16 protein-coding genes are annotated in these 24,474 nt (G+C 66.6%); 10 read left to right on the forward strand and 6 right to left on the reverse strand.

Translation table 11 applies throughout. The features are described from left to right. The first annotated feature begins 169 nt into the window (after positions 1-169). The 6 genes from AC2A1N_RS02870 (at position 170) to AC2A1N_RS02895 (ending at position 5,283) form a co-directional block, all read left to right on the forward strand. Positions 170-1,540, forward strand: coding sequence for a chloride channel protein (locus AC2A1N_RS02870; protein WP_242890642.1), 1,371 nt, complete (start codon positions 170-172; stop codon positions 1,538-1,540). Between the two features lie 68 nt (positions 1,541-1,608). Then, positions 1,609-2,064 (forward strand): hypothetical protein, encoded by a 456-nt coding sequence (locus AC2A1N_RS02875; RefSeq protein ID WP_157804459.1) that lies wholly within the window; start codon positions 1,609-1,611, stop codon positions 2,062-2,064. 194 nt (positions 2,065-2,258) lie between these two features. After that, a complete protein-coding gene (locus AC2A1N_RS02880) occupies positions 2,259-3,428 on the forward strand; it encodes an L-dopachrome tautomerase-related protein (protein ID WP_134968765.1) in 1,170 nt (389 codons plus the stop codon). An 88-nt stretch (positions 3,429-3,516) separates the two neighbouring features. Further along, the gene (locus AC2A1N_RS02885) at positions 3,517-4,206 is read left to right on the forward strand and encodes a ComF family protein (protein ID WP_242890645.1); all 690 of its coding nucleotides are present in this window, start codon (positions 3,517-3,519) and stop codon (positions 4,204-4,206) included. 58 nt (positions 4,207-4,264) lie between these two features. Next, positions 4,265-4,816, forward strand: a complete 552-nt coding sequence (locus AC2A1N_RS02890; protein WP_049400854.1) for an HdeD family acid-resistance protein — start codon at positions 4,265-4,267, stop codon at positions 4,814-4,816. Further along, positions 4,813-5,283, forward strand: a complete 471-nt coding sequence (locus tag AC2A1N_RS02895; protein ID WP_242890648.1) for a SecDF P1 head subdomain-containing protein — start codon at positions 4,813-4,815, stop codon at positions 5,281-5,283. Before AC2A1N_RS02890 ends, AC2A1N_RS02895 begins: the two co-directional genes overlap by 4 nt. Positions 5,284-5,335: 52 nt before the next feature. Here AC2A1N_RS02895 and AC2A1N_RS02900 read toward each other — a convergent pair whose 3' ends face one another. The 6 genes from AC2A1N_RS02900 to AC2A1N_RS02925 form a co-directional block, all read right to left on the reverse strand. Next, a complete protein-coding gene (locus AC2A1N_RS02900; RefSeq protein WP_484371450.1) occupies positions 5,336-7,114 on the reverse strand; it encodes an MFS transporter in 1,779 nt (592 codons plus the stop codon). A gap of 192 nt (positions 7,115-7,306) precedes the next feature. After that, positions 7,307-8,422, reverse strand: coding sequence for an N-acetylglucosamine-6-phosphate deacetylase (gene nagA, locus AC2A1N_RS02905; protein ID WP_242890663.1), 1,116 nt, complete (start codon positions 8,420-8,422; stop codon positions 7,307-7,309). Continuing rightward, positions 8,419-9,195 carry a DeoR family transcriptional regulator gene (locus AC2A1N_RS02910; protein WP_049417055.1) on the reverse strand — a complete coding sequence of 259 codons (777 nt, stop codon included), beginning with the start codon at positions 9,193-9,195 and terminating at the stop codon, positions 8,419-8,421. Before AC2A1N_RS02910 ends, nagA begins: the two co-directional genes overlap by 4 nt. 33 nt (positions 9,196-9,228) lie before the next feature. Further along, the gene (locus tag AC2A1N_RS02915) at positions 9,229-10,563 is read right to left on the reverse strand and encodes a D-tagatose-bisphosphate aldolase, class II, non-catalytic subunit (RefSeq protein ID WP_484371452.1); all 1,335 of its coding nucleotides are present in this window, start codon (positions 10,561-10,563) and stop codon (positions 9,229-9,231) included. A 16-nt stretch (positions 10,564-10,579) separates the two neighbouring features. Then, positions 10,580-11,518: an ROK family protein gene (locus tag AC2A1N_RS02920; protein ID WP_061479038.1), complete on the reverse strand. Its 939-nt coding sequence runs from the start codon at positions 11,516-11,518 to the stop codon at positions 10,580-10,582. Further along, the gene (locus tag AC2A1N_RS02925) at positions 11,511-12,665 is read right to left on the reverse strand and encodes an SIS domain-containing protein (RefSeq protein WP_242890679.1); all 1,155 of its coding nucleotides are present in this window, start codon (positions 12,663-12,665) and stop codon (positions 11,511-11,513) included. Before AC2A1N_RS02925 ends, AC2A1N_RS02920 begins: the two co-directional genes overlap by 8 nt. 322 nt (positions 12,666-12,987) lie before the next feature. Here AC2A1N_RS02925 and AC2A1N_RS02930 point away from each other — a divergent pair, with 322 nt between their 5' ends. The 4 genes from AC2A1N_RS02930 to AC2A1N_RS02945 form a co-directional block, all read left to right on the forward strand. Then, positions 12,988-16,347, forward strand: coding sequence for a TIM-barrel domain-containing protein (locus AC2A1N_RS02930; protein ID WP_242890682.1), 3,360 nt, complete (start codon positions 12,988-12,990; stop codon positions 16,345-16,347). A gap of 134 nt (positions 16,348-16,481) precedes the next feature. Further along, positions 16,482-19,457: a TonB-dependent receptor domain-containing protein gene (locus tag AC2A1N_RS02935; RefSeq protein WP_242890685.1), complete on the forward strand. Its 2,976-nt coding sequence runs from the start codon at positions 16,482-16,484 to the stop codon at positions 19,455-19,457. 65 nt (positions 19,458-19,522) lie between these two features. Next, a complete protein-coding gene (locus AC2A1N_RS02940) occupies positions 19,523-20,878 on the forward strand; it encodes a Gfo/Idh/MocA family protein (protein WP_242890697.1) in 1,356 nt (451 codons plus the stop codon). A 318-nt stretch (positions 20,879-21,196) separates the two neighbouring features. Further along, positions 21,197-24,474 (forward strand): RHS repeat domain-containing protein (locus AC2A1N_RS02945; protein ID WP_484371456.1); only part of this gene is annotated, 3,278 nt, incomplete at its 3' end.

Below are 24,474 nucleotides of genomic sequence, written 5' to 3' on the forward strand. Positions count from 1 at the left end.
CAGTGTGGGTGGGGTGGGGAGGGCTGTCAACTATTTATTGACTGATATGGTTTACCAATTATTGGCGTGTCCTACAGCGAGGAATGCGCCGCATTTCACCGCATCCTGCAAGGCCTCCGGCCACAGTGGCCGCTGCCCGACGCAAGCGCTGGCGCGCAGACTCTTTCCCATGACCGATCTCCATCGCCTCCGCGGCCGCATCACCGCGCTGGTTATCAGCGAAGCCTGGCGCCGCCGTGCCGCGCTCTGGGGCGGCGCTGTGGCCGTAGCGCTGGTGGCCATCCTGTTTGCCAAGGCCAGCGATGCGGCCTTCCATCTGTTCCAGCGCATCACCTCGCACTCGCCGTGGTGGGCCCTGCTGCTCACGCCGGGCATCTTCGCGCTGCTGGCCTGGCTCACTTCCGGCGTGCTGAAACCCACGCGGGGCAGCGGCATTCCGCAGGTCATCGCTGCGTTGGACAAGCCCGATGAGCCCTTCCGGAAGACGAATCTTTCGCCTGCGGTCTCAGCCGGCAAGCTGCTGCTGACGTCGTTGTCGCTGCTCGGTGGCGCGTCCGTTGGCCGCGAGGGCCCGACCGTGCATGTAGGCGCAAGCCTGATGTATCTGTTCGGCCGCTGGTTCGGCTTCAAGGATCCACGCGAGCTCTCGCACTTCCTGCTGGCTGGGGGTGCAGCGGGCATTGCGGCGGCGTTCAACACGCCGCTGGCCGGTATCGTCTTCGCCATCGAGGAGCTCAGCGGCCGTTTCGAGCATCGGTTCTCCGGCACCCTGCTGACCGCGGTGATCGTCGGCGGCGTGGTGTCGCTGGGCCTGCTGGGCAACTACACCTACTTCGGCCATGTGAGCGCACGCCTGCCGCTCGGCCAGGGCTGGCTGGCGATCCTGCTGTGTGGCGTAGTGGCCGGATTGCTGGGCGGATTGTTCGCGCGCGCGGTGCTGGCCAGTGCGGCGGGCCGCCCCCGTTGGCTCGGGCAACTACGGCAGCGGCATCCCGTGTTGCTGGCCGCAGGCTGCGGGCTGGTGGTGGTGCTGCTGGCCCTGGCGTTCGGAGAAGGCGCGTTCGGCACCGGTTACGAACAAGCGCGCAGCCTGGTGCAGGGGCAGGCGCTGGTCGGCCACGAGTTCGGGTTGATGAAGCTGCTGGCGAACCTCGCATCGTACGTAGCCGGTATTCCCGGCGGCCTGTTCTCGCCGGCGCTGGCGGTCGGTGCCGGCCTTGGCCACAACCTGGCCGTACTGATGCCGGGCGTGGACCCGCGCGCGTTCGTGCTGCTTGGCATGTGCGCCTACCTGACCGGCGTCACCCAGGCCCCGCTGACCTCGGCGGTGATCTCGCTGGAGCTGACCGACAGTGGTGATCTGCTGCTGCCGATCCTGGCCACGGTGCTGATCGCACGCGGCGTGTCCGGGCTGGTGTGCAGGGTACCGATCTACCGCGGTTTGGCGGAGTTGTTGATGGCGCCGAGCACGGCTGAAGATGTGGCTGTCGAGGCGCCTGTTGTGCGAACCTCCCGCACCCGCGAAAATGGAGATGACTAGGAGCAATGCAGCCTGGAGCAGCAATTCTCCTCCCAGAGGAGGTGTTGGCGACGTTACGGTGCTACTTCGTGACCGATGATGGCTCGCTTCCGGAAGTGGAGCTCGCGTACCGTGAGGCCGCCGGAACGGCCGATGCGTTCGCCTATCTGTTTGCCTGCGGCGCCCGCGTCGCGGGTTCTCGAAGCGTGCAGCTCTGGCACCGTGCGGAAGATCTTGGTCAGCCGTTCATGGGACCGGGCGACGCGCGACGCGTTCTCCAGGACGAAGTGGAACCCTTCCATGTCGGCCTTGCAGACATTGCCTGCGGCGGCGTTCTTCTGCCAGAACTGGGTGTGCTCGTCATGCGCCATGGGTTGACGCTCGATTACCGCATGGGAGCGTCATGGGGCCAGCGGGAGGTCCAGGCCTTCCTGCTCCTTCTGCACCAGTTGCAGCGGCGGGGTGGCGTGATGACCGTTCCCTGGTGGGGTGAAGAGGGCCAGCACAGGTTCGAAACCGCGTTGGCAGCCGTTGAGATTTCTTGAGCGGGTTTGCCGCAAGGCAGGCACGCAACGGATAGACAACGATCATTGCTTCAATCAACGCGATCAATCAGCCCTCCATCTTCACTCCAGCAGTGAAGCTGATTCCGCGTTGCACCGTCTACCCGATGCCACGCGCGGCACAGAAGATGCGTCGACGCCGGGGCTGCACCCGGACCTGCATCGAGAGCGCGATCATGATCAACTGCCGTATCCGCCGCCTGGCGGCTGCCGTCCTGGCCCTGGCCAGTTCTCCCGCGCTGGCGATGTCCGGCGCGCCCCTGCTGCCCAGCGAGCGCAGCATCGGTACCCTCGAACCGGTGGCGCGTTTCGAAGGTGCCATGCCCACCAGCGTGGCGGTATCAGAAACCGGGCGCATCTTCGTCAACTTCCCGCGCTGGGGCGATGACGTGAGCTACAGCGTGGCCGAATGGCGCGACGGCCGCGCCGTGCCCTATCCGGATGCGCGCATCAACCGCAAGGATGGTCCCGATCCGGCGGCCCATTTCATCAGCGTGCAGAGCGTGGTGGCCGATGGCCAGGGCCGGTTGTGGGTGCTGGATACCGCCGCGCCCGGGTTCTCTGCGCCACAGGCCGGCGGTGCCAAACTGGTGGCGATCGACCTTGCCACCAACACCGTGGCCAAGACGCTGGTGTTCCCGGCCAACGTCATCGACGCGCGCACCTATGTCAACGATGTGCGCTTCGATTTCCGTGTTGGCCGCGAGGGCGTGGCCTACGTGACCGACTCGTCGCTGAGCGGTATCGGCGGCATCATCGTGATCGACCTCGCCACTGGCGCCGCGTCCAAGCGACTGGTCGGCCACGTATCCACCTCGGCCGATGCCGCCTTCGTGCCGATCGTGGAAGGGCAGCAGATGCGGCTGCGCAACGCGGATGGTTCGACGCAGCCGTTCACCGTGGCCGCCGATGGCATCGCCCTGTCGCCCGATGGCGCCACGCTGTTCTACACACCCCTGTCCAGCCGTCATCTGTACAGCGTGCCGACCGCGCTGCTGCGCGATCCGAAGGTGAGTGAAGCGGAACTGGCGGCTGCGGTGGTCGACCTCGGCGACAAGGGCGCCTCCGATGGCATGGAGATGGACGCCAACGGGCGGTTGTATGCCAGCGACTACGAGCACAACGCCATCCATGCCCGTGACGCGCAGGGGCGATGGACGACTGTGGTTCACGACTCGCGCATCTTGTGGCCGGATACGTTGTCGATGGGGCCGGATGGCTATCTGTACTTCACCACCAACCAGCTGCATCGACAGGCCGGCTTCAATGGTGGCGTTGATCGGCGGCAGGCGCCGTACATGGTGTACCGCACGCGGGTGGATGCCGCGCCGGCGCCCACGAGGTGAAGTGATCCGTAAACGGGTAAGGATGCCTACGGGTTGAAGGGCGAGCGTCTGATGGCCCCAGGGCCGGGGTGCGATCACGCTGTAGTGCATGCCGGTCCTGTTCAAGTCCACTCGCCTCCTGCAGGCGGCGCTTCGCGTGCTGCTGCCACTGCGCTGCCTGGTATGCGGCGATCCGGGCCATGATGATCTCGACCTGTGCCGCGCCTGCCTCGCCGGACTCCCCTGGGCCGGCCGCGCCTGCCTGCGTTGCGCGCTGCCGTTGCCGGACGCCGCCCTGATCGACTGCGGCAGCTGCCGCGAGGAAGCGCCACCGCAGACGGCCACCCATGCCAGCCTGTTGTACCTGCCGCCAGTGGACCAACTGCTGGTGCGCTACAAGTTCCATCAGGACCTGGCGGCTGGTCGCCTGCTGGCGCAGTTGATGCAGCGCGCACCACCGCCCTGGTCATGCCCACCGCTGGTGCCGGTGCCGCTGCACCGCCGGCGCCTGCGCCAGCGCGGCTACAACCAGGCCGCCGAACTGTGCCGGTTGCTGCCGATGCCGGTCTGGCATGGGCTGTACCGGCGGCGGCATACGGCGCCACAGTCAGAACGCACGGCCGAGCAGCGCAGGGAAAACCTGTTCGATGCGTTTGATGTACGCGGTCCGGTGCCACCCCGATTGACCGTGGTTGACGACGTGATGACCACCGGCAGTACGGTGATGGAGATTGCCGAAACCCTGCGCTGCGTGGGCGCCGAAGAGGTGCGGGTATGGGTGTGCGCGCGGGTGCCGTGATCGCTGTCTTCATCGCCAGGGGATAGGATGTGGCCGGTTCCGGATCGAAGGAGTGGTCATGAATTCCCCCTTGTCTCCCTTGTTGTCGGCGGTGGGTCGCAGCTGGTGGATCCTGCTGCTGTATGGGCTGGTCGCGCTGGGCTTCGGCATCATCGCCATCGGCTGGCCGCTGTCCGCCGCCATGGCATTGGCGTGGACGCTGGGCGTGATGGCCATCGTTGAAGGCGTCATCAGCCTGTTCGCACTGGTCAGCGGCGGCAGCGGCGCGTCGCGTGGCTGGCTGGCACTGTATGCCATCGCCTCGCTGGGTTTCGGCATCCTGGCGGTGATCAATCCGCTGGCCACCGCCAGCGTGCTGGTGCTGTTCCTGGCGGCGTGGCTGCTGGTGGCAGGCATCTATCGCATCGTGTTCGCGATCCGCGTGCGCAAGCAGATCCAGGGTGAGTGGCTGCTGATTCTCAGCGGCGTGCTGGCGGTGGTGCTGGGCCTCCTGTTCGCGGCCAACCCGTACGCGGGCGTGGCGGTGACCACGCTGTGGATCGGCATTGGCAGCCTGCTGTACGGCCTGCTGCAGGTGCTGGTGGCGTTCAAGCTGCGGAAGCTGAAGTGAGAACGGCGCTTGTGTTGTTGCTGGGCGCGGCACTGGCCGTGGCCGGATGCACGCCGGGTGCCACGCCCGCGGTGCAGGCGGTCGAGGGACACGTACCGCGCGCGGGTGTGGATGTACGCCTGAGCGCGGTCGATGCGGACGGCAAGGGCCGGCAGGCGCAATGGCAAGGCGAAACCCTGGCCTTGCGCGAGCCGCCGATTGCCGGCAGCACCGACATTGCCGACGTGCGCTACGTGCTGGATGAGGCCAAGCAACCTGGCCTGCAGATCCGCTATCGACCCGAAGCGCACCAGCGCATCCACGATGGCACGGCAGCACTGGTGGGCCAGCGAGCAGCGATCAGTGTGGATGGCCGCGTGCTGATGGTGGCGACGGTGAAAGGCCCGTTCGGTGAATCGATGATGCTGAGCGGGCTGCCGAGCATTGCCGAGGCGCAGGCGTTGGCGAAGCACATCACCGGTCAGTGACGGGCGCGCCAACACCAACGCGTTGCGCGCGGAGGTCGACCAAGGTCGACTGCTACCGGGCGAACCGTGCCTCGATCTCCTCCAGTGACTTGCCCTTGGTCTCCGGCAGCCAGAACGCGGCTACCAGGAAGAACACGAAGGTGCACGCCGCCCAGAACACGAACATGCTGGCGTAGCCGTAGTGGCCCACCGTGGGCAGGAAGATGGCGGCGATGGTGGTCGACACGAACTGGTTGATCAGCAGTGCGATGCTCATGCCGTTGGAGCGGATGCGGTTCGGCATCAGTTCCGACAGTGCCAGCCACACGCACACGCCGGGGCCGACCGCGAAGAACGCGACGAATACCAGGATGCAGGCGGCCACCGCCCAGCCATGTGCAGGCGGCGGCACCGGGCCGATGCGGGCCTGTTCGATGCGCAGCGGCGCCTGCGCGGCACTGGCCGGGTCGGCGAACGGGTTCAGATGCAACTTGCGGAAGAATGCGCCGATCACGCTGTCTGGCTGTACGGTGCCGGTGCGGTCGATACGCAGTTCGCGATCAATCAGGTTGTCGCTGCGCACGGCGCGCACATTGGTGAAGTCGCCGTAGGCGTACGACACGGTCAGCTGCAGCGGCCGGCCCTCGCTGTCGATGCCATTGCTCAGGCGTTGCCACTGCGCGTCATCCAGCACCAGCTGCAGGCCGTCGCCGCTGACCGCCGCCTGCAACTGCGGCTGCACATCAGCGCGACCGCGCTCGGCCTGGAAGAACAGCGTGGCCGCGGCCAGCAGGGCCACGCAGATACCACCGCTGCCGAGCATCAGCAGGAACTTGCGGCCCTTGCGGTCGACCAGCAGCAACGCGACCACGGTCATCACCGCATTCAGCAGCTTGATCGCCACGTCGGCGCCGTTGGCCACTGAACCGGACAGGCCGGCCTGATTGAGGATGTTCACCGCGTACGCCAGCACCGAGTTGATGCCGGTGGCCTGGGTGCAGGCCAGCACGACGCAGGCGAGCAGGAACGGCACCACGTAGCGGCGGCTGAGCAGTGGATCGCGCTTGCTGTCGCTGCTGCTCGATTCCGGCGCCTGGATCTGCGCAAGGGTGGGCTCCACATCGGCAGCGGGCAGGACGCGCTGCAGGCTGCGGCGGGCTTCATCGATGCGGCCCCGGCGTACCAGCCAGCGTGGCGATTCGGACAGCCAGAAGATGCCCGCGCAGAACAGCAGGCCCGGCGCCAGGCAGGTCCAGAAGATGGTGCGCCAGGCGTGGTCCTTCACCGTGAACAGCTCCTGCGCCTGCTGTGCCAGCGGCAGCGAGCGCACGGCCTCGGCGGCGGCATCCACCGCATGTGCGTGGTACAGCCCGATCAGCGCGGCCAGCACCAGGCCGATGGTCAGCAGCAGCTGGAACATTGCCGCGCCGCGCCCGCGTCGCTCGGGGCTGAGCACTTCGGCCAGGTACAGCGGAATCACTACACCGATCAAACCGCCACTGATGCCCTGCAGCAGGCGCCCCAGCAGCAGCGGCGTGTAGCCGGAAGCCAGTGCCATGATCGGAATCGAGGCAGTGAACAACAGGCCGGCCAGCAGCATCGCGCCGCGACGGCCGATCAGGTCGGCGATCATGCCGGCGAACAGCGACGACAGCACGCTGCCCAGCAGTACCGCGGCCACCACGAAGCCGAGCTGCTGGCTGCTGAGCTGCCAGGCATGGCTGGCAGTCGCTTCAAGATAGGGCAGGGCGCCGGCGATGATGCCGATGTCGATGCCGTACAGCAGGCCACCGAGGCCGCCGATGAAGAGCAGGTAGCGTACGGGCCAGCGTGGAGCGGTGCTTGCAGTCATCGGCAGTTCCTGTGGTAGCGCCGGGCCAGGCCCGGCGGCGGTTCGTCGCAGAGTGCATTCTGTAGAGCCGAGCCATGCCCGGCTGCTTTCCGTTCCGATATCGAGGTTCCCCATGCCGCGCTTCGCGCGGTGAGCCGAGCATGGCTCGGCTCTACAGGGAGCCCGCGCGGCATCCGGGCCGCATCGCTTGCGTCAGGTCAGATCAATCACGCGCCCGCCAACCACCACCTGCTTCAGGTGCAGTTCGGCGTCCAGTACCACCAGGTCGGCGCGGGCGTCGGGCGCGATGCGGCCGCGATCGCCCAGGCCCAGGTAGTCGGCTGGGAAGGTGGAAACACGTTGCGAGGCGTCGGCCAGCTCCAGACCCACGCGCACCAGGTTGCGCAGCGCCTGGTCCATGGTCAGCGCGCTGCCGGCCAGTGAACCGGTCGCCAGTCGCACGCAGCCGCCGCACTTGTGCACGCGCTGCTCGCCCAGCGCGTACTCGCCGTCGGGCATGCCGGTGGCGGCCGTCGCGTCGGTCACCGCATACAGGCGCGGGATCGCGCGCGCGGCCAGACGGATCACGCCGGGATGGATGTGCTGCAGGTCGGGAATGATCTCGGCGTACTGCGCATGTGCCAGCGCCGCCGCGGCGATGCCAGGCCGGTAGTGGTCGACGCCGGTCATGCCGTTGAACAGATGGGTGAAGCCGGAAGCCCCGGCCTGCAGCGCAGCAACACCTTCTTCGTAAGTGCCAGCGCTGTGGCCAAGCTGCACACGGATGCCCAGTGCCGAAAGCGCGGGAATCAGTGCGGTGTGCCCGCCGATTTCCGGAGCCAGCGTCATCACCCGGATCGGCGCGAGTGCGTGCAGTTGCCGCACCAGCGCCAGCGTCGCCTCGATCGTACGGTTGGGCTGTGCACCCAGGCGCTGCGGGCTGATGAATGGTCCTTCCAGATGCACGCCGACGATGCTGGCGGCGTCGGCATCGGGCGCCGCCATCGCCGCAGCCACGCCCTGCAGCGCATGCTCGATCTCATCCAGGCCGGCGGTCATGGTGGTTGCCAGCAGCGTGGTGGTGCCGAAGCGCAGATGGGTGCGCGCGATGGTGCGCGCCACGTCGCCGCCCTGCATCAGGTCCACCCCGGCCGCACCGTGTACATGCAGGTCGATGAAGCCGGGCAGGATGACCGGCAGCTGCAGGTCGTCAGCACCACTGTGGTCATCCACCTGCAGCTGGCGCACGTGTGAATCGAAGTGGACCTGGCCACGCCGCCAGCCCAGCGGGGTGAGGATGCGGCCATGCAGGGAACGGATGTCGGTCATGCGGGAGGCTCGGCAATGATCACTTCGATACCCAGCCGCTGCAGCCCTTCGCGGGTTGCGTCGTCGATGCCGGCGTCGGTGATGATGGCGTGGATCTGGTCGAGGCGGGCGATGCGGTGCAGGCTGACGCGGCCGAACTTGGAGGCGTCGGTCAGCACCACGATGCGGCGCGCGCGCTCGACCATGCGGTGGTTGAGGCGGGCCTCGGCCTCATCGTGCGTGGTCAGGCCGAACTGCAGGTCCAGGCCGTCCACGCCCAGGAACAGCGTGTCGAAGCTGTACGAGTTGAGGCTGGCCTCGGCCTGGCTGCCCTGCAGCGACAGCGACTGCTGGCGCAGCAGGCCACCGGTCAGCAGCACGGTGATGCCCGCGGCATTGGCCAGTTCCCAGGCGATGTTCAGGCCATTGGTCATCACCGTCACGTCGCGATGCGCGCGCAGGTGGCGGGCCAGCGTCATCGTGGTCGAGCCGGAATCGATGATGATGTTGTCGCCCGGCTGCACCAGGCGCGCAGCGCGCGCACCGATCGATTCCTTCAGCGGCAGGTTCAGCGCGTCCTTCTCATGGATGTCCTGTTCCTGCGGCGGCGTGCGCACCAGGGTGGCGCCGCCGTGGGTGCGGTTGGCCAGGCCCTGCGACTCGAAGTGGGTCAGGTCGGCACGGATGGTCACCGCCGACACGCCGAAACGCTCGACCAGATCGGCCACCTGCACCGAGCCGTGCTCGATCAGCAGCTGCAGGATCTGTTGCCGGCGGGAGCGGGTGTTGCGCATGGCCATTCTCGGTTTCGCGGGGAAAGGTAGAGATTAGCCGTTCGCAGCAACTGCGGCAGCCGAACCTGCGTTCTGCGTGCGGGTTCCGGCCTGGTTGGCGCTGCAGGCGCGCGCGTACTCGCCCAGGCACAGGCCGATGCGGTGCTGCACCAGCGCGGTGGGGGTGTTGGCCAGCGTGCCCTCACGCACGGCGCGGTACTGCTCCGGCAGGTACTGGCTGAGCAGCACCAGTGACGGCGCGTGCTGTTCCAGGTTGGCGAACAGGGTCTGCACCGCCTGCACCAGCGCGGGCTCGCCCCAGTAGTAACGGCAGCGGTCGCTGAAGGAGTAACTGCGCAGCAGGCGCAGCGCGGCGTCATCGCCCTGGTAGTAGGACTGCCAGTACTTCGGCTGCGCCACCATCACCTCGTCCAGCACCTGCGGCAGGCGCGAGCACTGTGCCGCCGGCAGCAGTTCGGCCTCGATCGCGGCCAGCGCGAACAGCGCTTCGCGGTAGGCGAAGGTGGCCGCGGGGCCGACCTTGAGGATGGCGAAGTGGTCGCGCACCAGCGCATGCAGGCCGCTCTCGCGCTGGTAGTCGGTGGAGTGCGCTTCGAACACGATGCGTGGCTGCTGTTCGAGGAAATCGGCCAGCGTACTGGCAGCGGAGGCGTCGTACTCGTGCACGCTGCTGTGGTCGAAGTCCACGCCCGGCTGCACCACCATCGCGATCACACGCTGCCACGCATCGCGCAGCTGCGGGGTATCGAAGGCCTGCCGGTGGATGGCCAGGGTCTGCGCGGCGGCAGCCGGCGTGGTCACCTGCAGGCCCTCGGCCAGCGAGGCTTCGCCTCCGGGAATCGGCACTTCGGTACCGATCACGTAGACCGGCGGCGGCAGGCCATGTTCGGCGGCGGTGCGCTCGGCGATTTCGGCCAGCTCGGCCGAGCGCGCAGCGACGATGGCATCGGGCAGCGGCACCGGATCATCGGCGCAGGACATGCTGCAATCCAGATGGATCTTGTGGAAACCGGCGGCGACGTAGGCCTCGATCAGCACGCGCGCGTGGGTCATCGCTTCGGCCGCCGGGCGCTTCTGCCAGGCATTCGGGCCGAGGTGGTCGCCGCCCAGCATCAGCCGCTCGCGCGGGAAGCCTTCTTCGTCGGCCAGCGTGCCCACGTAGTCGCGGTACTGCGGCGGGGTCATGCCGGTGTAGCCGCCGAACTGGTCGACCTGGTTGGAGGTGGCCTCGATCAGCAGCACGGTGCCATGCGCCAGGGCGACGTGCATGGCCGCGCGCAGCACCTGCTCGTTGCTGCAGCAGACGCTGTACAGGCCGACGTTGGCGCCGGCGCGGTGGGAAGCAAGCAGGGTCTGCAACGAGGACATGGTCAGGCTCCGAAGATCAGGAAAACGAGGGTTGGCAGGCGAGCAGGGCAGCGCCACGTGCGCCACCGGCATCGCCGAACCGTGGCGGCACGATCGGCGGGACCTGCACGCCATTGAACAGATGGGTGGCGATGGCGGCCGGCAGCTGCTGGTACAGCGGCGCGTACTGCGAGAGTCCACCGCCGAGCACGATCACGTGCGGGTCCAGCGCCAGCACCAGCGCGGCCAGGCTGTGGCCGAGCAGATCACGATGGATGTCCAGCGCCTTGCGCGCGCGGGCATCGCCGGCTTCGGCCAGCGTGATCACCGCACTGGCATCGACGGCGCTGCCTCCAAGGTGGCGTTCGATCATGGCCAATCCGCTGCCGGACACATAGCGCTCCACGCAGCCCTGCAGGCCGCAGCCGCAGTCCAGCAGCGGCAGGCCATGGCGCTGCAGCAGATGGCCGGGCACGCTCCAGTGGCCCCATTCGCCGGCCAGACCGTTGAAGCCGGACAGCAGCCGGCCCTGCAGGCAGAAGCCACCGCCGGCACCGGTGCCGAGGATGGCGCCGAACATGCTGGGGTAGCCGTCGGCGGCGCCGCCGTGCGCTTCCGACAGGGCAAAGCACTGCAGGTCGTTGCCGAAATGCAGCGAGCGTTGCAGCCGCGCCTGCAGATCCTGCGCCACGCATTGACCGGTCAGTGCGGGCACGTTCGCGCTGAGCTGGCGGCCACTGCGGCGGTCACGCACGCCGGGCAGGGCAATGCCGATGGCCGCATCATTCCGGCCCAGCGCGGCGTCGGCCTCGGCCACCAGCGTCACCACGGCCTGCAGGAAACCATCGTAGTCGCCCTGCGGCGTGGCCACGCGGCGGCGCCAGGTGACCTGCATCGCCGCATCGCACGCCACCAGCTCGATCTTGGTGCCGCCGATGTCGATGCCATAGCAGGCGTGGGCGATCAGCTCAGCCATGGTGGATGGTGACGCCCTTGACGACGCGGTTGACGGTGCCGTCCGGGAACGGGTTGTCCGGGGTCAGTCCCAGCGCGGCCGAGCGCTGCAGCGCGAACAGCTGCGCGAAGCCCAGCCACACCGGTGCCAGCCACGGATCGTCCAGCGCCGGTACGGTGAGGGTGTAATCGTCATCGGCGCCGATATCCGAATGCGGACCGATCGCCAGCACCTGCCCGGCCACGCCATCGCGGCGCAGTTCTTCCAGCAGGTCCTGCTCGTAGCGGCGCGCGAGCGGCTGCACGCTGCGCAGCACCACCACCACGGTGTTGCCATCCAGCGTCGACTTGGGGCCATGGCGGAAGCCCAGCGGCGTGTTGGCCAGCGCCAGAACGCGGCCAGCGGTCAGCTCCAGCACCTTCAGTGCACACTCGCGGGCCAGCGCTTCCAGCGGCCCGCTGCCAAGGTAGATCACGCGGTTGAACGGGCGCTGCGCAAGCGTTGCCACTGGTGCGTCCCACTGCGCTTGGCCTTCGCGGGCCAGCGCGGCGATCTGCTTCAGGCGCGCCACGCGCGCATCCCACGGCGAGCGATCGAACACCGTCAGTGCCGCCAGCAGCATGCAGGTCAGGCTGCTGGTCATGGCGAAGGCACGATCGCAGCTTGCCGAGGGCATCAGCAGGGTGCAGGTATCGGCACGGCCGGCGCCACGGCGGGCCAGTTCGCCATCGGCGTTGCAGGTGATATCGAGGAAGCGCGCGTCGTCCACGTCGCTGCGCACGCGATCCACCGCTGCCACGCTTTCCGGGCTGGAGCCACTGCGGCCGAACGACACCAGCAGGGTCGGTCGGTCACGCTGCAGGTACAGCGCCGGGTGGGTCAGCAGGCTGGTGGTGTGCACCACGCGCACCTCGGCCGGCCACTGCGCATTGATCGCGTCGGCCACCATTTCGGCGATGAAGCCCGAACTGCCGGCGCCGGTGAACAGCACGCGCTGGTTGGGATCGTTGAGGCTGTTGCCAAGAAAGGCCTGCAGGCGGTCGCGGGCACGCGACAGGTCCTGGGCGAGGGCTTCCCACAGCGCGGGCTGCTGGGCGATTTCGGTAGCGGTATCGGCTCCGCCAAGGCGCTGCCAGGCGGACACATCGGAAAGCAGGGTGACGTCCATTCGGAGGTTCCAGTTGGGCCAGCGCACCATCTGCGTTTTCTTTCGAAATGTCAAATAGCGAAAGTAAAAAGAAAGAAAATGGCGTGGTGGCTTTTCCCGCCAGGGAGTGCTCGGGGAAACGAAAGAACGGGCCGGATGCCGTATCGCACAATGCTTAACAGGCACCTGCAAGCGCTTACACAAAGTATTGCGACGCAACAACTTTCGTTTCAATGGAATATATCTTCCTTTTTCCTTTCAATTTGTTGACATCTTTCGAATCGCTGCCCTAGAGTCGGCCCAGTCGCTTTCGAAACGCCCGGTGAACGGGTTGGGAGTCCGCGTGGAAAACTGCGTTCGTCGCTCGCCGCTGATGCTGGCCCTGATGCCGGCCTTGATGCTGGCGTCCATGACGGCCCGGGCCGAGCCGGTCGGCAACCTGCGGTCGGTCAGCGCCAGCGCCAGCCGCGATGGCGTGCAGGGCTGGGACCTGCAGACCGACAAGGGAGCGCGCATCCGCATTGAACTGCCGGCGACCGACATCATCCGCGTGCAGGCCGGCCGCAACGGCACGTTGACCGGCGCCGGCGACAAAGCCGCACCGATCGTGCTGCCGCAGCCCAAGGCGAACGTGCAGGCGCAGCTGGAAGAAGACGCGCAGGAAATCCGCGTGCGTACCGACGCACTGGTCCTGCATGTGCAGCGGCAGCCGCTGCGCCTGCGCCTGGAACGTCTGGACAACGGCCAACCCACCGCGCTGTGGCAGGAACTGCAGCCGCTGGACCTGGAGGCCACGCAGAGCGTGCAGGTGCTGTCCTCGCAGGCCGATGAGGGCTACTTCGGTGGCGGCCAGCAGAACGGCCGCTACCAGTTCAAGGGCCGCGAGCTGGAAGTGTCCTATTCCGGCGGCTGGGAAGAGGGCGACCGCCCCAGCCCTGCACCGATGCTGCTGAGCAGCCGTGGCTGGGGCATGCTGCGCAATACGTGGAGCGATGGCAGCTACGACCTGCGCCAGCCCGACCAGGCCACGCTGCTGCATCGCGAAGACCGTTTCGACGCGTACTACTTCGTCGGCGCCGACCTGCCCAAGCTGATCGAGCGCTACACCCAGCTGACCGGCCGCCCGAACATGGTGGCGCGCTGGGCGCTGTCCTATGGCGATGCCGACTGCTACAACGACGGCGACAACAGCAAGAAGCCCGGCACCGTGCCCGAAGGCTGGAGCGACGGCCCGACCGGCACCACGCCGGATGTGATCGACAGCGTGGCCCAGCAGTACCGCGAGCACGACATGCCCGGTGGCTGGATTCTGCCCAACGACGGCTACGGCTGCGGTTACAAGCAGTTGCCGGAAACCGTGAAGGGGCTGGCCGGCTACGGTTTCCGCACCGGACTGTGGACCGAGAACGGCGTCGACAAGATCGCCTGGGAAGTGGGCAAGGCCGGCAGCCGCGTGCAGAAGCTGGACGTGGCCTGGACCGGCAAGGGCTACCAGTTCGCGATGGACGCCAACCGCCAGGCGTTCAACGGCATCCTCGACAATTCCGATTCGCGCCCGTTCCTGTGGACGGTGATGGGCTGGGCCGGTATCCAGCGCTACGCCGTCGCGTGGACCGGCGACCAGAGCAGCAGCTGGGATTACATCCGCTGGCACGTGCCGACCCTGGTCGGTTCGGGTCTGTCCGGCATGGCCTACGCCAGTGGCGACGTCGATGCAATCTTCGGCGGCAGCGCCGAGACCTTCACCCGCGACCTGCAGTGGAAGGCGTTCACGCCGGTGCTGATGGGCATGAGCGGCTGGTCGTCGAATGCGCGCAAGCACCCGTGGTGGTACGACGAGCCGTACCGCAGCATCAACCGCGACTACCTGAAGTTGAAGATGCGCCTGACCCCGTACATGTACGGGCTGGTGCACGAGGCCGCGCAGACCGGCGCACCGCCGGTGCGGGGGCTGATGTGGGACTACCCGCGCGACCCGCATGCACAGGATGAGACCTACAAGTACCAGTTCCTGCTCGGCCGCGACCTGCTGGTGGCGCCGGTGTACCGCAGCCAGGCCGCCAGCCGTGGCTGGCGCCGCGACATCCACCTGCCGGCCGGGGGGTGGATCGACTACTGGGACGGCCGCCGCGTGCAGGCCGGTGCCGACGGCCGCCAGCTGGACCGCCAGGTGGACCTGGCCACGCTGCCGGTGTTCGTGCGTGCCGGTGCGATCCTGCCCATGTACCCGTCGATGCTGTTCGATGGCGAAAAGCCGCTCGATGAAGTGACCTTCGACCTGTACCCGCAGGGCGACTCGCAGTACACGTTGTACGAAGACGATGGCAACACGCGCCGTTACCAGCAGGGCGAGTCGAGCACGCAGCAGATCCGCGTGCGGGCGCCGGCGCAGGGCAGCGGCCCGGTGCAGGTGCAGATCGACGCGGTGCAGGGCCAGTACAACGGCCAGCTGGCGCAGCGCCGCTACGGCCTGCGCGTGCTCAGCCGGCAGGCGCCGCGTGCAGTGCAGGCCGATGGCCGCGCCTTGCCGGCGCTGGCCGATGCCGCCGCCTTCAACAGCGCCAACGAGGGCTGGTACTTCGACGCGCAGGAGCGTCGCGGCACGCTGCATGTGCGCACCGCTGCCCAGGACATCCGCCAGCCGCTGCAGCTGCAGCTGGATTTCGCGGTCGCTGCCGCAGTGGCCGATGATGCCTACCCGGCCGCGCCGGTGCTGGGCCGCGAACTGCCCGCAGACAGCCTGCTGGTGGTCAACCGCCCGGCCGAGGAGCCCGGCCATGCGCTGGAGAACGCCTTCGATGACGATCCCAACACCTGGTTCCGCAGCGTGCGCAACCAGGCCGTGCGCACCGGTGCGCACGAGTGGGTGATCGGCTTCGGCGAGCGCAGGATGATCGATGGCATCGACATCGCGCCGCGCAACGACAAGAACTGGAAGCACGGCCAGGTGCGCGATTACGAGGTGTACCTGGGCGACAGCAATGGCGAGTGGGGCGAGCCGATCGCCCGTGGCCGCCTGCAGCTGAAGCAAGGCGTGCAACGCATCGACTTCCCGGCCCATGCCGGCCGCCTGCTGCGCTTCCGCGTCCTGAGCGTGCAGAACCCGGAAGGCGACGGCGCCAGCAGCACCGACCCGATGGTGACGGCAGCACAGGGCAGTGCCCGCGCCTTCGATGCGCTGCAGCCGCGCGACGTCGGCCCGATCGCACTGTCCACCTTCCACATCCTCGAACACCAGGAACCGGAGCGACCGGCCCGGCAGCGCTATCTCTCCGAGCTGCCGGTGCCGGCCGCGCTGGCCAGCCAGCTGCGTACCGACCAGTCCTTCCGTGGCGACGCCGGTATGCGCATGAACGGCCTGCAGTTCCGCCGTGGCCTGGGGGTCGGCGCCAACAGCCGCATCGACCTGCGCCTGCAGGGCGGCTGGCACCTGCTGCGTGCCGACCTCGGCATCGACGACGCCTGCCGCAACGCCGGCGGCCTGCAGTTCCAGGTATGGGGCGACAACCGCCTGCTGTACGACAGCGGCCTGGTGAAGGCGCCCGGCGTGGTCAAGCCGGAGCTGGACATCCGTGGCCTTTCCACCCTGAGCCTGCGCACGCTGGGTGCGCAGGGCAGCCAACCCGCCCAGGTCTGTGCCAACTGGGCCAACGCCGTACTGATCGGCCAGGAGGGCGACTCCGCCAGCATCGTCGCCCCATGACCCCCACGTAACACCGCTCCTCCCCCGCCCCATCCCGACTACGGCCCTCATGGCCGTGGCCCGGGAGCGTTTTGCCCGCCGAACGCCCACGCGCTCACTCAGTTGCGCCGCACCCCTGCCAGGAGAGAACCCCGATGTTGCCCGCCCGCCACCACCGCCCCCCCTGCCGCTCGATCGCTCCGCTGACGCTGGCCATTGCCGGCGCGCTGTTCTCGCTTGCCGCTCCTGCCTTCGCCCAGGAGAGCAAGGACAACGCCACCGACCTGGCCCGCATCGAGGTCACCGGCTCCAACATCCGCCGCACCGACGTTGAAACCGCCTCGCCGGTGCAGGTGATCAGCAAGCAGGACATCCAGAACATGGGTGCGCGCACGCTGCTGCAGGTGCTCGACAACCTGCCGGCCGCACGCCCTGCGCAGCAGGATGCGCGCTCGCTGTTCACCGGTTCCGATGGTGCCTCGCAGGCCAACCTGCGCGGGCTCGGCGCACAGGGCACGCTGGTGCTGCTGAACGGTCGCCGCCTGTCGTACTACGGTGCGCCGGCCGGCTTCCAGACCCAGTTCGTCAACATCGATGCGATTCCGGCGGCGGCCATCGAGCGCATGGAAGTGCTGACCGACGGCGCGTCGGCCGTGTACGGTACCGACGCGGTGGCCGGCGTGATCAACGTGATCACCAAGCGCAACTTCCAGGGTGCCGAGATCAGCTTCACCAACGACACCTCCTCGCGCATCGATTCCTACGGTGAGCGCCAGGCCAGCATCACCGCCGGCTTCGGTGACCTGGCCGAGAACCGCTTCAATATCTATGGCGCGGTCAACATGTACCGTCGCGACGCGATTCCGCTGAGCGATTTCTACGACAAGCGTCCGGACCAGTACTACGTCAACAACCCGAACTACCTCAACAACCTGCGCCTGGGCGTGGGCAGCAAGCCGGGCGAGTTCAACCCGGGCACCTACTTCGCCTTCGATCCGGTCACCGGCCGCCGCGTGCAGGAAGCTGCGCCGGGCTGCAGGAACGTGCTGACCAGTGAAGCGGCCGGCCCGCGTTGCGTCTGGGAAACCTGGATGAACAACGAGATCGATGCCGGCGCCAAGTCCGAGCGCAACACCGCCTACCTCAACGGCACCTTCCTGGTCGGTGACAACACCGAGATCTTCGCCGAGGCGACCTATACCGACATCGACCTGCGCGCCAACGGCGGCACGCCGCGCACCTATGGCACCACCACCGGCAACCCGACCAGCTGGTTCTCGCGCAACACCGGCAACACCGTCAACCAGTTCCTGTACCCGTTCCTGGGCCCGAACAACGAGTACAACCACGCCAGCCCGCAGTTGAAGGCCATGATGGGCGGCGTGGTCGGCCTGAACTACCTGCTGCAGGATGCCGGCCCGAACTACTTCGGCCAGCGCAATACCGACAAGAGCTACCGCGTGCTGGCCGGTGCGCGTGGCAACCGGGGCGACTGGAACTGGGAGACCGCCTTCGCCAGCGCCGGTACCCACTCCACCACCTACCAGACGATCAACGTCAACACCAAGGGCTTCGAGAAGGCGTTCGGGCCGTACACGATCGATCCTGGTACCGGTCGGGTGATCATCTCCGACCACCCGGCGTACAAGTTCGGCGAGATCAGCGAAGCCAATGCCGCGTTGATCCGTGAAGCGTTCCCGACCTTCGACATCCAGTCGTGGACCCGCCTGCATACCCTGGACGGCAAGATCGAAGGACCGCTGTTCCAGCTGCCGGCGGGCGAGATGCGCGCCGCGTTCGGTTTCAACGCCAGCCGTGAGACCTTCTACACCCCGGGCAACGCCGACGCGGCCAATGGCCTGATCACCCAGCAGGGCGGCTCGTGGTTCGACGGCAAGCGCAACACCTACGCGCTGTTCGCCGAGACCGTGGCACCGATCACCGACAAGCTGGAACTGGATGCGGCGGTGCGCATGGACAAGTACCCGAACTTCAGTGCCAACGTGGCGCCGAAGATCGGCTTCAAGTACCAGGCGTTCGATCAGCTGATGCTGCGCGGCACCTATTCCACCGGCTTCCGCGCACCGAGCCTGGCCGAGTCCGGCAACGGCGGCGTGTTCGCACAGCTCGGTGGCTTCCGTGACGAACTGCGCTGCGGCGAGACCAACGCCATCGCCAACCTGCTGCTGAAGTCGCAGCGGCCGGGTGACGTCGATCTCGGCAAGACCCTGCTGAACGTCGACTGCAGCCGCACCGTGGCGCGCATGACCCAGCCGAACAAGGATCTGAAGCCGGAGAAGGCGAAGATCGCCACCCTCGGCTTCGTCTACGAGCCGGCAACCTGGCTGTCGGTGTCGGCCGACTACTGGTTCATCTACCGTGACAACGAAATCGTCGCGCCGGACTACCGCCGCATGGAAGACATCATCTCGATGTCGCGCTCGCCGATCACCGACAGCGACCGTGCCAATCTTGCCCAGTTGGCGGCGATGTGCGCCGATCCGGCCAGCGGCGTGAGCTGCCCGGCCACCCTGCCGGGCTACTCCGCCGGCAACGTGGCCAGCGTGGTCGGCCAGTACAAGAACCGCGGCAAGACGCTGATCGACGGCTTCGACATCGACGCGCGCAGCCGCTTCTCGCTGGGCGACTGGGGCAGCCTGAACATCGGCCTGGCCGCCACCATCGCCAACCGCAACCGCTTCTATATGGACGCGGAGAACGGCTGGTACTACGGCGACGTGGTGGGCTACTACAACAACCCGCGCCTGCGTGCCACGCTCAATGCAGACTGGACCTACAAGCAGGTGACCACCAGCATGTTCGTCAACTACGTGGGTGGCACCAAGTGGGCCACCGACCAGATCGACGAAGAGAGCAACAACAAGGAAACCTGCACCGGCGGCTACCTGGCCCTGCAGAAGAGCAAGTGCGATGGTGCACCGTCGTGGTGGACCGCCAACATGAGCGTCACCTGGCGCCCGGACGATGCGTGGAACCTGAGCTTCACCGTCAAGAACCTGTTCAACCGCCTGCCGTTCTACGATCCGAACAGCTTCCTGGGTGACTCCAGTGACTACGCCACCATCTTCGGTCGCGGTTACAGTGTGACCATCGGCTACCGGTTCAAGTAATTCCGTTTGCGTGACCTGGCGTGCCGGCTGCGGCCGGCACGCTGCCAAGAGGAGAGATGTCTGCCATGAAGCGTAGGGAATTCATCGCGGCCAGTGCCGCTGTCGCCGCCAGCAGCCTGCTGCCGCAGACTCCGGCATGGGCACGTGGGCGCAAGGTGCGCCTGGCCATGATCGGTACCGGCATGCGCGGGCTGGTGCTGCTGAAGGAGCTGGTACGTCGCGACGACGTCGAAGTGGTTGCCCTGTGCGACATCGAGCCGATCATGCTGGGCCGTGCCACAGAGATGGTGGCGAAGGCCGGCAAGCCCGCGCCGAAGACCTATGGCCAGGATCGTGATACCAACGCCTGGAAGCGCCTGCTGGAACAGAAGGGCATCGATGGCGTGATCATCGCCACGCCGTGGGAGTACCACGCACCGATGGCGATTGCCGCGATGCAGGCCGGCGTGGCCGTGGGCTGTGAAGTGGTGGCCGGCATCACCCTGCAGGACCACTGGGACGTGCTGAAGACCCAGCTGAGCACCGGCACCCCGTACATGCTGCTGGAGAACGTCTGCTACCGCCGCGACGTGATGGCGGCGTTGCAGATGGTGCGCCAGGGCCTGTTCGGCGAACTGGTGCATCTGCAGGCCGGCTACCAGCACGACCTGCGCGGCGTGAAGTTCAATTCCGGCGATCCGGACCAGCCCTACGACAGCGGCGTGGAGTTCGGGCCCAAGGGCTGGAGCGAAGCCCGCTGGCGCACCGAGCATTCGGTGGAGCGCAACGGCGAGCTCTACCCCAGCCACGGCATCGGCCCGTGCGCGATGTACACCGGCATCAACCGCGGCAACCGCTTCACCCACATCAATGCCTTCGCGACCAAGGCACGCGGCCTGCACGAATACACCGTGGCCAAGAGTGGTGGCACCACCCACCCCAGTACCCAGGTGAAGTTCAAGCTGGGCGACATCGTCACCACCACGCTGGCGTGCGAGAACGGCGAGACCATTCTGCTGCAGCACGACACCTCGCTGCCGCGCCCGTACTCGATGGGCTTCCGCGTGCAGGGCACCAAGGGCCTGTGGATGGACGTGAACCATTCGATCCACATCGAAGGCCGCAGCCCGCCGCACCAGTGGGAAGAGTTCAAGAAGTACCAGGATGAGTACGAACACCCGCTGTGGAAGCAGAATGCCGACACCGCCGCCAGCGCCGGCCACGGCGGCATGGACTGGTTCGTCATCCATGCATTTGTGGAAGCACTGAAGGCCAAGGCACCGATGCCGATCGACATCTACGACGCAGTGACCTGGAGTGCGATCACCCCGTTGAGCGAGCAGTCGATCGCCAACAGCTTCCAGACGCTGGAGTTCCCGGACTTTACTGCTGGTGCGTGGAAGACGCGCAAGCCGATCTTCGCGTTCGACGGGAGGTATTGAGGTTTACACCCTTCCACGCTGTGACGGAGACGCCGGGCACTGCCCGGTGTTTCTGTTTCTGGAGGCATTCGCCTTGTAGAGCCGAGCCCACGCTCGGCTGAATTTCCGACACGTTCCCCCCCCTGAATCAGAAAACTCTGAAATCCGACCCACTCCACAGTTTCTGACTTGAATGTGTAAACGACATCGGAGATAACGTCCCCCATGCGGTCAGACCGCATTCCGGACCAGGGACGATCCGAAGCATGACGTGGTGAGGCAACCGCCCCACGTTCTCATTCCTGCCGGTGCTGTGTTTGTCCAGGAAGGAGAACAGGGATGTTGGAACGACTGAAGACCATTTCGTGTGCCGCACTGGCGATGATCGCGCTGGGGAGCTTGGCTCCTTGGGCTGCGCAGGCGCAGGAGGTGCAGAAGAAATGGGAGAGCTACCTGTCGATGGGCCAGCCGCGAGCTACCGAAGCGGCGGTGCAGAAGGACATCAAGTCGCTCTTTTCCCAGTACGAAAAGGACAAACCCTTCGATTGGCATGTCAAACGCCAACGCGTCCTTGGAAAGAAGGTCATCTACGATTACCGGGTGAGACCCGAGAAGATCGTTACTACCGACTGGGTCTACATCCACTCAGGGCAGGAGTACTCATCCGAAGATCAGATTCGTAGCGTGATCCTCGCTACCCGCGTCAGCGACCCGCAGTGCCCGGCGACTTCACTCACGGAGGATCCTTGGGTGGAGCTCCTTGGACTTGGCAGGGGCGACGACGGTAGCGTCACCAACGAGGAGAAGGATTTCCATTACACCTTGAACTTCTATCATCAGAGCACTCAAGAATGCTCGTCGATAGTGGGGTGGGAGCGTGTGCGCCGGGCCAGAACGGCGCTTTGTCCGAATCGACCGTCCCTGACGTGGAATGAGGCCCTGCAGATGTGCTCCCTGGTCCAGCAGGACGAGCCGCACATGTCGCCCATGCTCTCCTACACAAGCGGGCCGCTGCCGCCGCAGCAGTGTCCTGTTGGTAACCCGTGTGATCCGACCACTGGCGATAAATCCCAGCCTGAGCCGGATTTCAACCTTGGATGGGTGAGCTTCCAACGCCACTATCACTCCCTGACGAGCACGGCGGGCGGCGCGTTGGGTACGGGCTGGACCCATTCCCACAATCTGCGGCTTACCGCAGGCGTAGACGATTCCACCTTCCCTCCCAGCCCCGAACTGAAAGTTGGGCTGATCGGCGCCGATGGCGGGCAGACCGCATTCCAGAAAGTGGGGGCAAGCTACGAAGCCATGGACGGAAGCGGCGATCGTGCGGTCCAGCAGGGCACCAACTGGCAACTTTCACGTGCCGGAGAGCGCATTTATTTTGATGCTGATGGCTTGATGCAGCGCCGCGATTTTGAAGACGGTACTTCGCTGACCTATGCACACGACAGCCGTGGCCGCCTGCTCAGCATCACCCATTCAACCGGTCGACGCGTTGATGTCCAGTACCTCGCGCCGGGCGACGATTCGCTGATCTCGGCCTTGGTGGTTGCCGGCCAGCCTGTGGTCAGCTACACGTACTCCCCTGCTGGCGAGCTGACCACTGCGACCTATGCAGACGGTGCCAGCCGTACGTATCACTATGAGGACGCCCGCTTCCCGGGCTACCTGACCGGCGTGACCGCCGAAGACACCCGGCGCTACAGCTGGTACGGCTACGACGCCAAGGGGCGGGTCACCTGCAGCCGCCATTCCGGCGATTGCAGTCAAGCCGACGTGGGCATTGATGGCGTGCGCCTGGAGTACACGCCGGCAGGCACCACCATCGTCACCGACGCACTGGGCAAGCAGAGCACCTACGCATTGACCGCCAGCGGCACCAGTGGCCTTCCGCGCAAGGTCAACGGCATCACCGAGAGCAACGGCAGCATCAGTCGCACCTATCTGCCCGAGGGCACCGATTTCCGGCGTCGGCTTCAGTCAATGACCGATCGCCGTGGCGTTGTTACCAACTACGCCTATGCGGAGGCCAGCGACGCTGTCGTAGGTGCTGTCAGTGTGACCACCACCACCGAAGCGGCCGGTACTCCAGACCAGCGCATCAGCGAAACGCGCGTGGCCATGGACAGCAATCGGCTGGTGCAGCAGACCGTCGGTAACCGTGAGGTCCGCGTCGCGCGCAATGCACGCCTCCAGCCAACTACCATCACCGTGCGCGACAGGGTGACCGGTGATACCCGCATCACCACGCAGACCTACTGTGAGGCCGAAGGGCCGGAGTGCCCGCTGGTGGGACTGCTGCGTAGCGTGGATGGCCCACGCAGTGATGTGGCGGATGTCTCCACCTATGCCTACTACACCGCGGACGACGCGGGATGCGCGACCAGTGGTGCCTGCAGTTATCGCAAGGGCGACCTGCGCAGCGTGACCAATGCGCTGGGCCAGACGGTCGAGACCTTGGCCTACGACGCGTTCGGGCGGCCGTTGTCGGTCAAGGATGCCAACGGCGTGGTCACCGATTACACCTACCATGCGCGCGGCTGGCCGACCTCGGTCACCGTGCGCGGTGCCACCACAGCCGAGGACCGGGTGACCCAGATCAGCTACTGGCCGACCGGCCAGGTGCAACAGATCACCGAGCCTGACGGCAGCAGCGTTACCTATGTCTATGACGCCGCCCAGCGGCTGACGGACATCGCGGACAGTGCGGGCAACACCATTCACTATGCGCTGGACAACGCCGGCAACCGCCTCAAGGAAGACACGCTGGATGCAGGCGGCACCCTGCGCCGTACCCTGGCGCGGACGTTCAACACGCTTGGCCAGCTGACCGCGCTGAAGGATGCGGGCAACCACGCCACCGGCTTTGCCTACGATGCCAACGGCAACCCACAGACGGTGACCGATGCCCTGCAGCGCGTGACCAGCCAGCAGTACGATCCGTTGAACCGCTTGGCGCAGACCCTGCAGGACGTCGGCGGCGTCGCGGCGGAGATCCGCAGCCAGTACAACGCGCTGGACCAGGTCACCCAGGTCACCGACCCGAAGGGCCTGCATACGACCTACACCTACAACGGTTTCGGTGACCTGACCGGGCAGGTCAGCCCGGACAGCGGTGCCAGCAGCTTCACCGTGGACGCCGCCGGCAACCGCAAGACGGCTACCGATGCGCGTGGCGTCACCGCCACCTATCACTACGATGCGCTTAACCGCCTGATCGGCATCGCCTACCCGGACCCCAATCTGGACGTGGGCTACAGTTATGACGTGGCGCCTGCTGCGTGTACTGCCGAGGAGCGCTTCGCCAAGGGGCGCCTCGGGCAGGTGCTGCACGCCAATGGCAGCACCCAGTACTGTCACGACCGTTTCGGCCAAGTCACCCGGAAGGTGCAGACCGTCAACGGCGTTGCCAGCACGCTGCGCTATGCCTACAGCAAGTCGGGCCGTCTGACTGCGTTGACCTACCCTGACGGCAGCGTGGCCGACTACGTGCGTGATATCCAAGGGCGCATCAGCCAGATCGGTCTGACCCGCCCCGGCCAGGCGCGCCAGATCGTGGTGAACAACGTGACCTATGCGGCCTTCGGCCCGGCGACCGGCTGGACCTACGGCAACGG

The sequence above is a fragment of the Stenotrophomonas maltophilia group sp. SKK55 genome, assembly GCF_057179845.1.

What these genes read in the sequence shown, in the direction of transcription:
- AC2A1N_RS02940 (WP_242890697.1), top strand. Translation starts at nt 19,523, where the DNA reads ATGAAGCGTAGGGAATTCATCGCGGCCAGTGCCGCTGTCGCCGCCAGC.
- AC2A1N_RS02910 (WP_049417055.1), bottom strand. Translation starts at nt 9,195, where the DNA reads ATGCGCAACACCCGCTCCCGCCGGCAACAGATCCTGCAGCTGCTGATC.
- AC2A1N_RS02935 (WP_242890685.1), top strand. Translation starts at nt 16,482, where the DNA reads ATGTTGCCCGCCCGCCACCACCGCCCCCCCTGCCGCTCGATCGCTCCG.
- AC2A1N_RS02900 (WP_484371450.1), bottom strand. Translation starts at nt 7,114, where the DNA reads ATGACTGCAAGCACCGCTCCACGCTGGCCCGTACGCTACCTGCTCTTC.
- nagA (WP_242890663.1), bottom strand. Translation starts at nt 8,422, where the DNA reads ATGACCGACATCCGTTCCCTGCATGGCCGCATCCTCACCCCGCTGGGC.
- AC2A1N_RS02915 (WP_484371452.1), bottom strand. Translation starts at nt 10,563, where the DNA reads ATGTCCTCGTTGCAGACCCTGCTTGCTTCCCACCGCGCCGGCGCCAAC.
- AC2A1N_RS02880 (WP_134968765.1), top strand. Translation starts at nt 2,259, where the DNA reads ATGATCAACTGCCGTATCCGCCGCCTGGCGGCTGCCGTCCTGGCCCTG.
- AC2A1N_RS02885 (WP_242890645.1), top strand. Translation starts at nt 3,517, where the DNA reads ATGCCGGTCCTGTTCAAGTCCACTCGCCTCCTGCAGGCGGCGCTTCGC.
- AC2A1N_RS02925 (WP_242890679.1), bottom strand. Translation starts at nt 12,665, where the DNA reads ATGGACGTCACCCTGCTTTCCGATGTGTCCGCCTGGCAGCGCCTTGGC.
- AC2A1N_RS02920 (WP_061479038.1), bottom strand. Translation starts at nt 11,518, where the DNA reads ATGGCTGAGCTGATCGCCCACGCCTGCTATGGCATCGACATCGGCGGC.
- AC2A1N_RS02870 (WP_242890642.1), top strand. Translation starts at nt 170, where the DNA reads ATGACCGATCTCCATCGCCTCCGCGGCCGCATCACCGCGCTGGTTATC.
- AC2A1N_RS02890 (WP_049400854.1), top strand. Translation starts at nt 4,265, where the DNA reads ATGAATTCCCCCTTGTCTCCCTTGTTGTCGGCGGTGGGTCGCAGCTGG.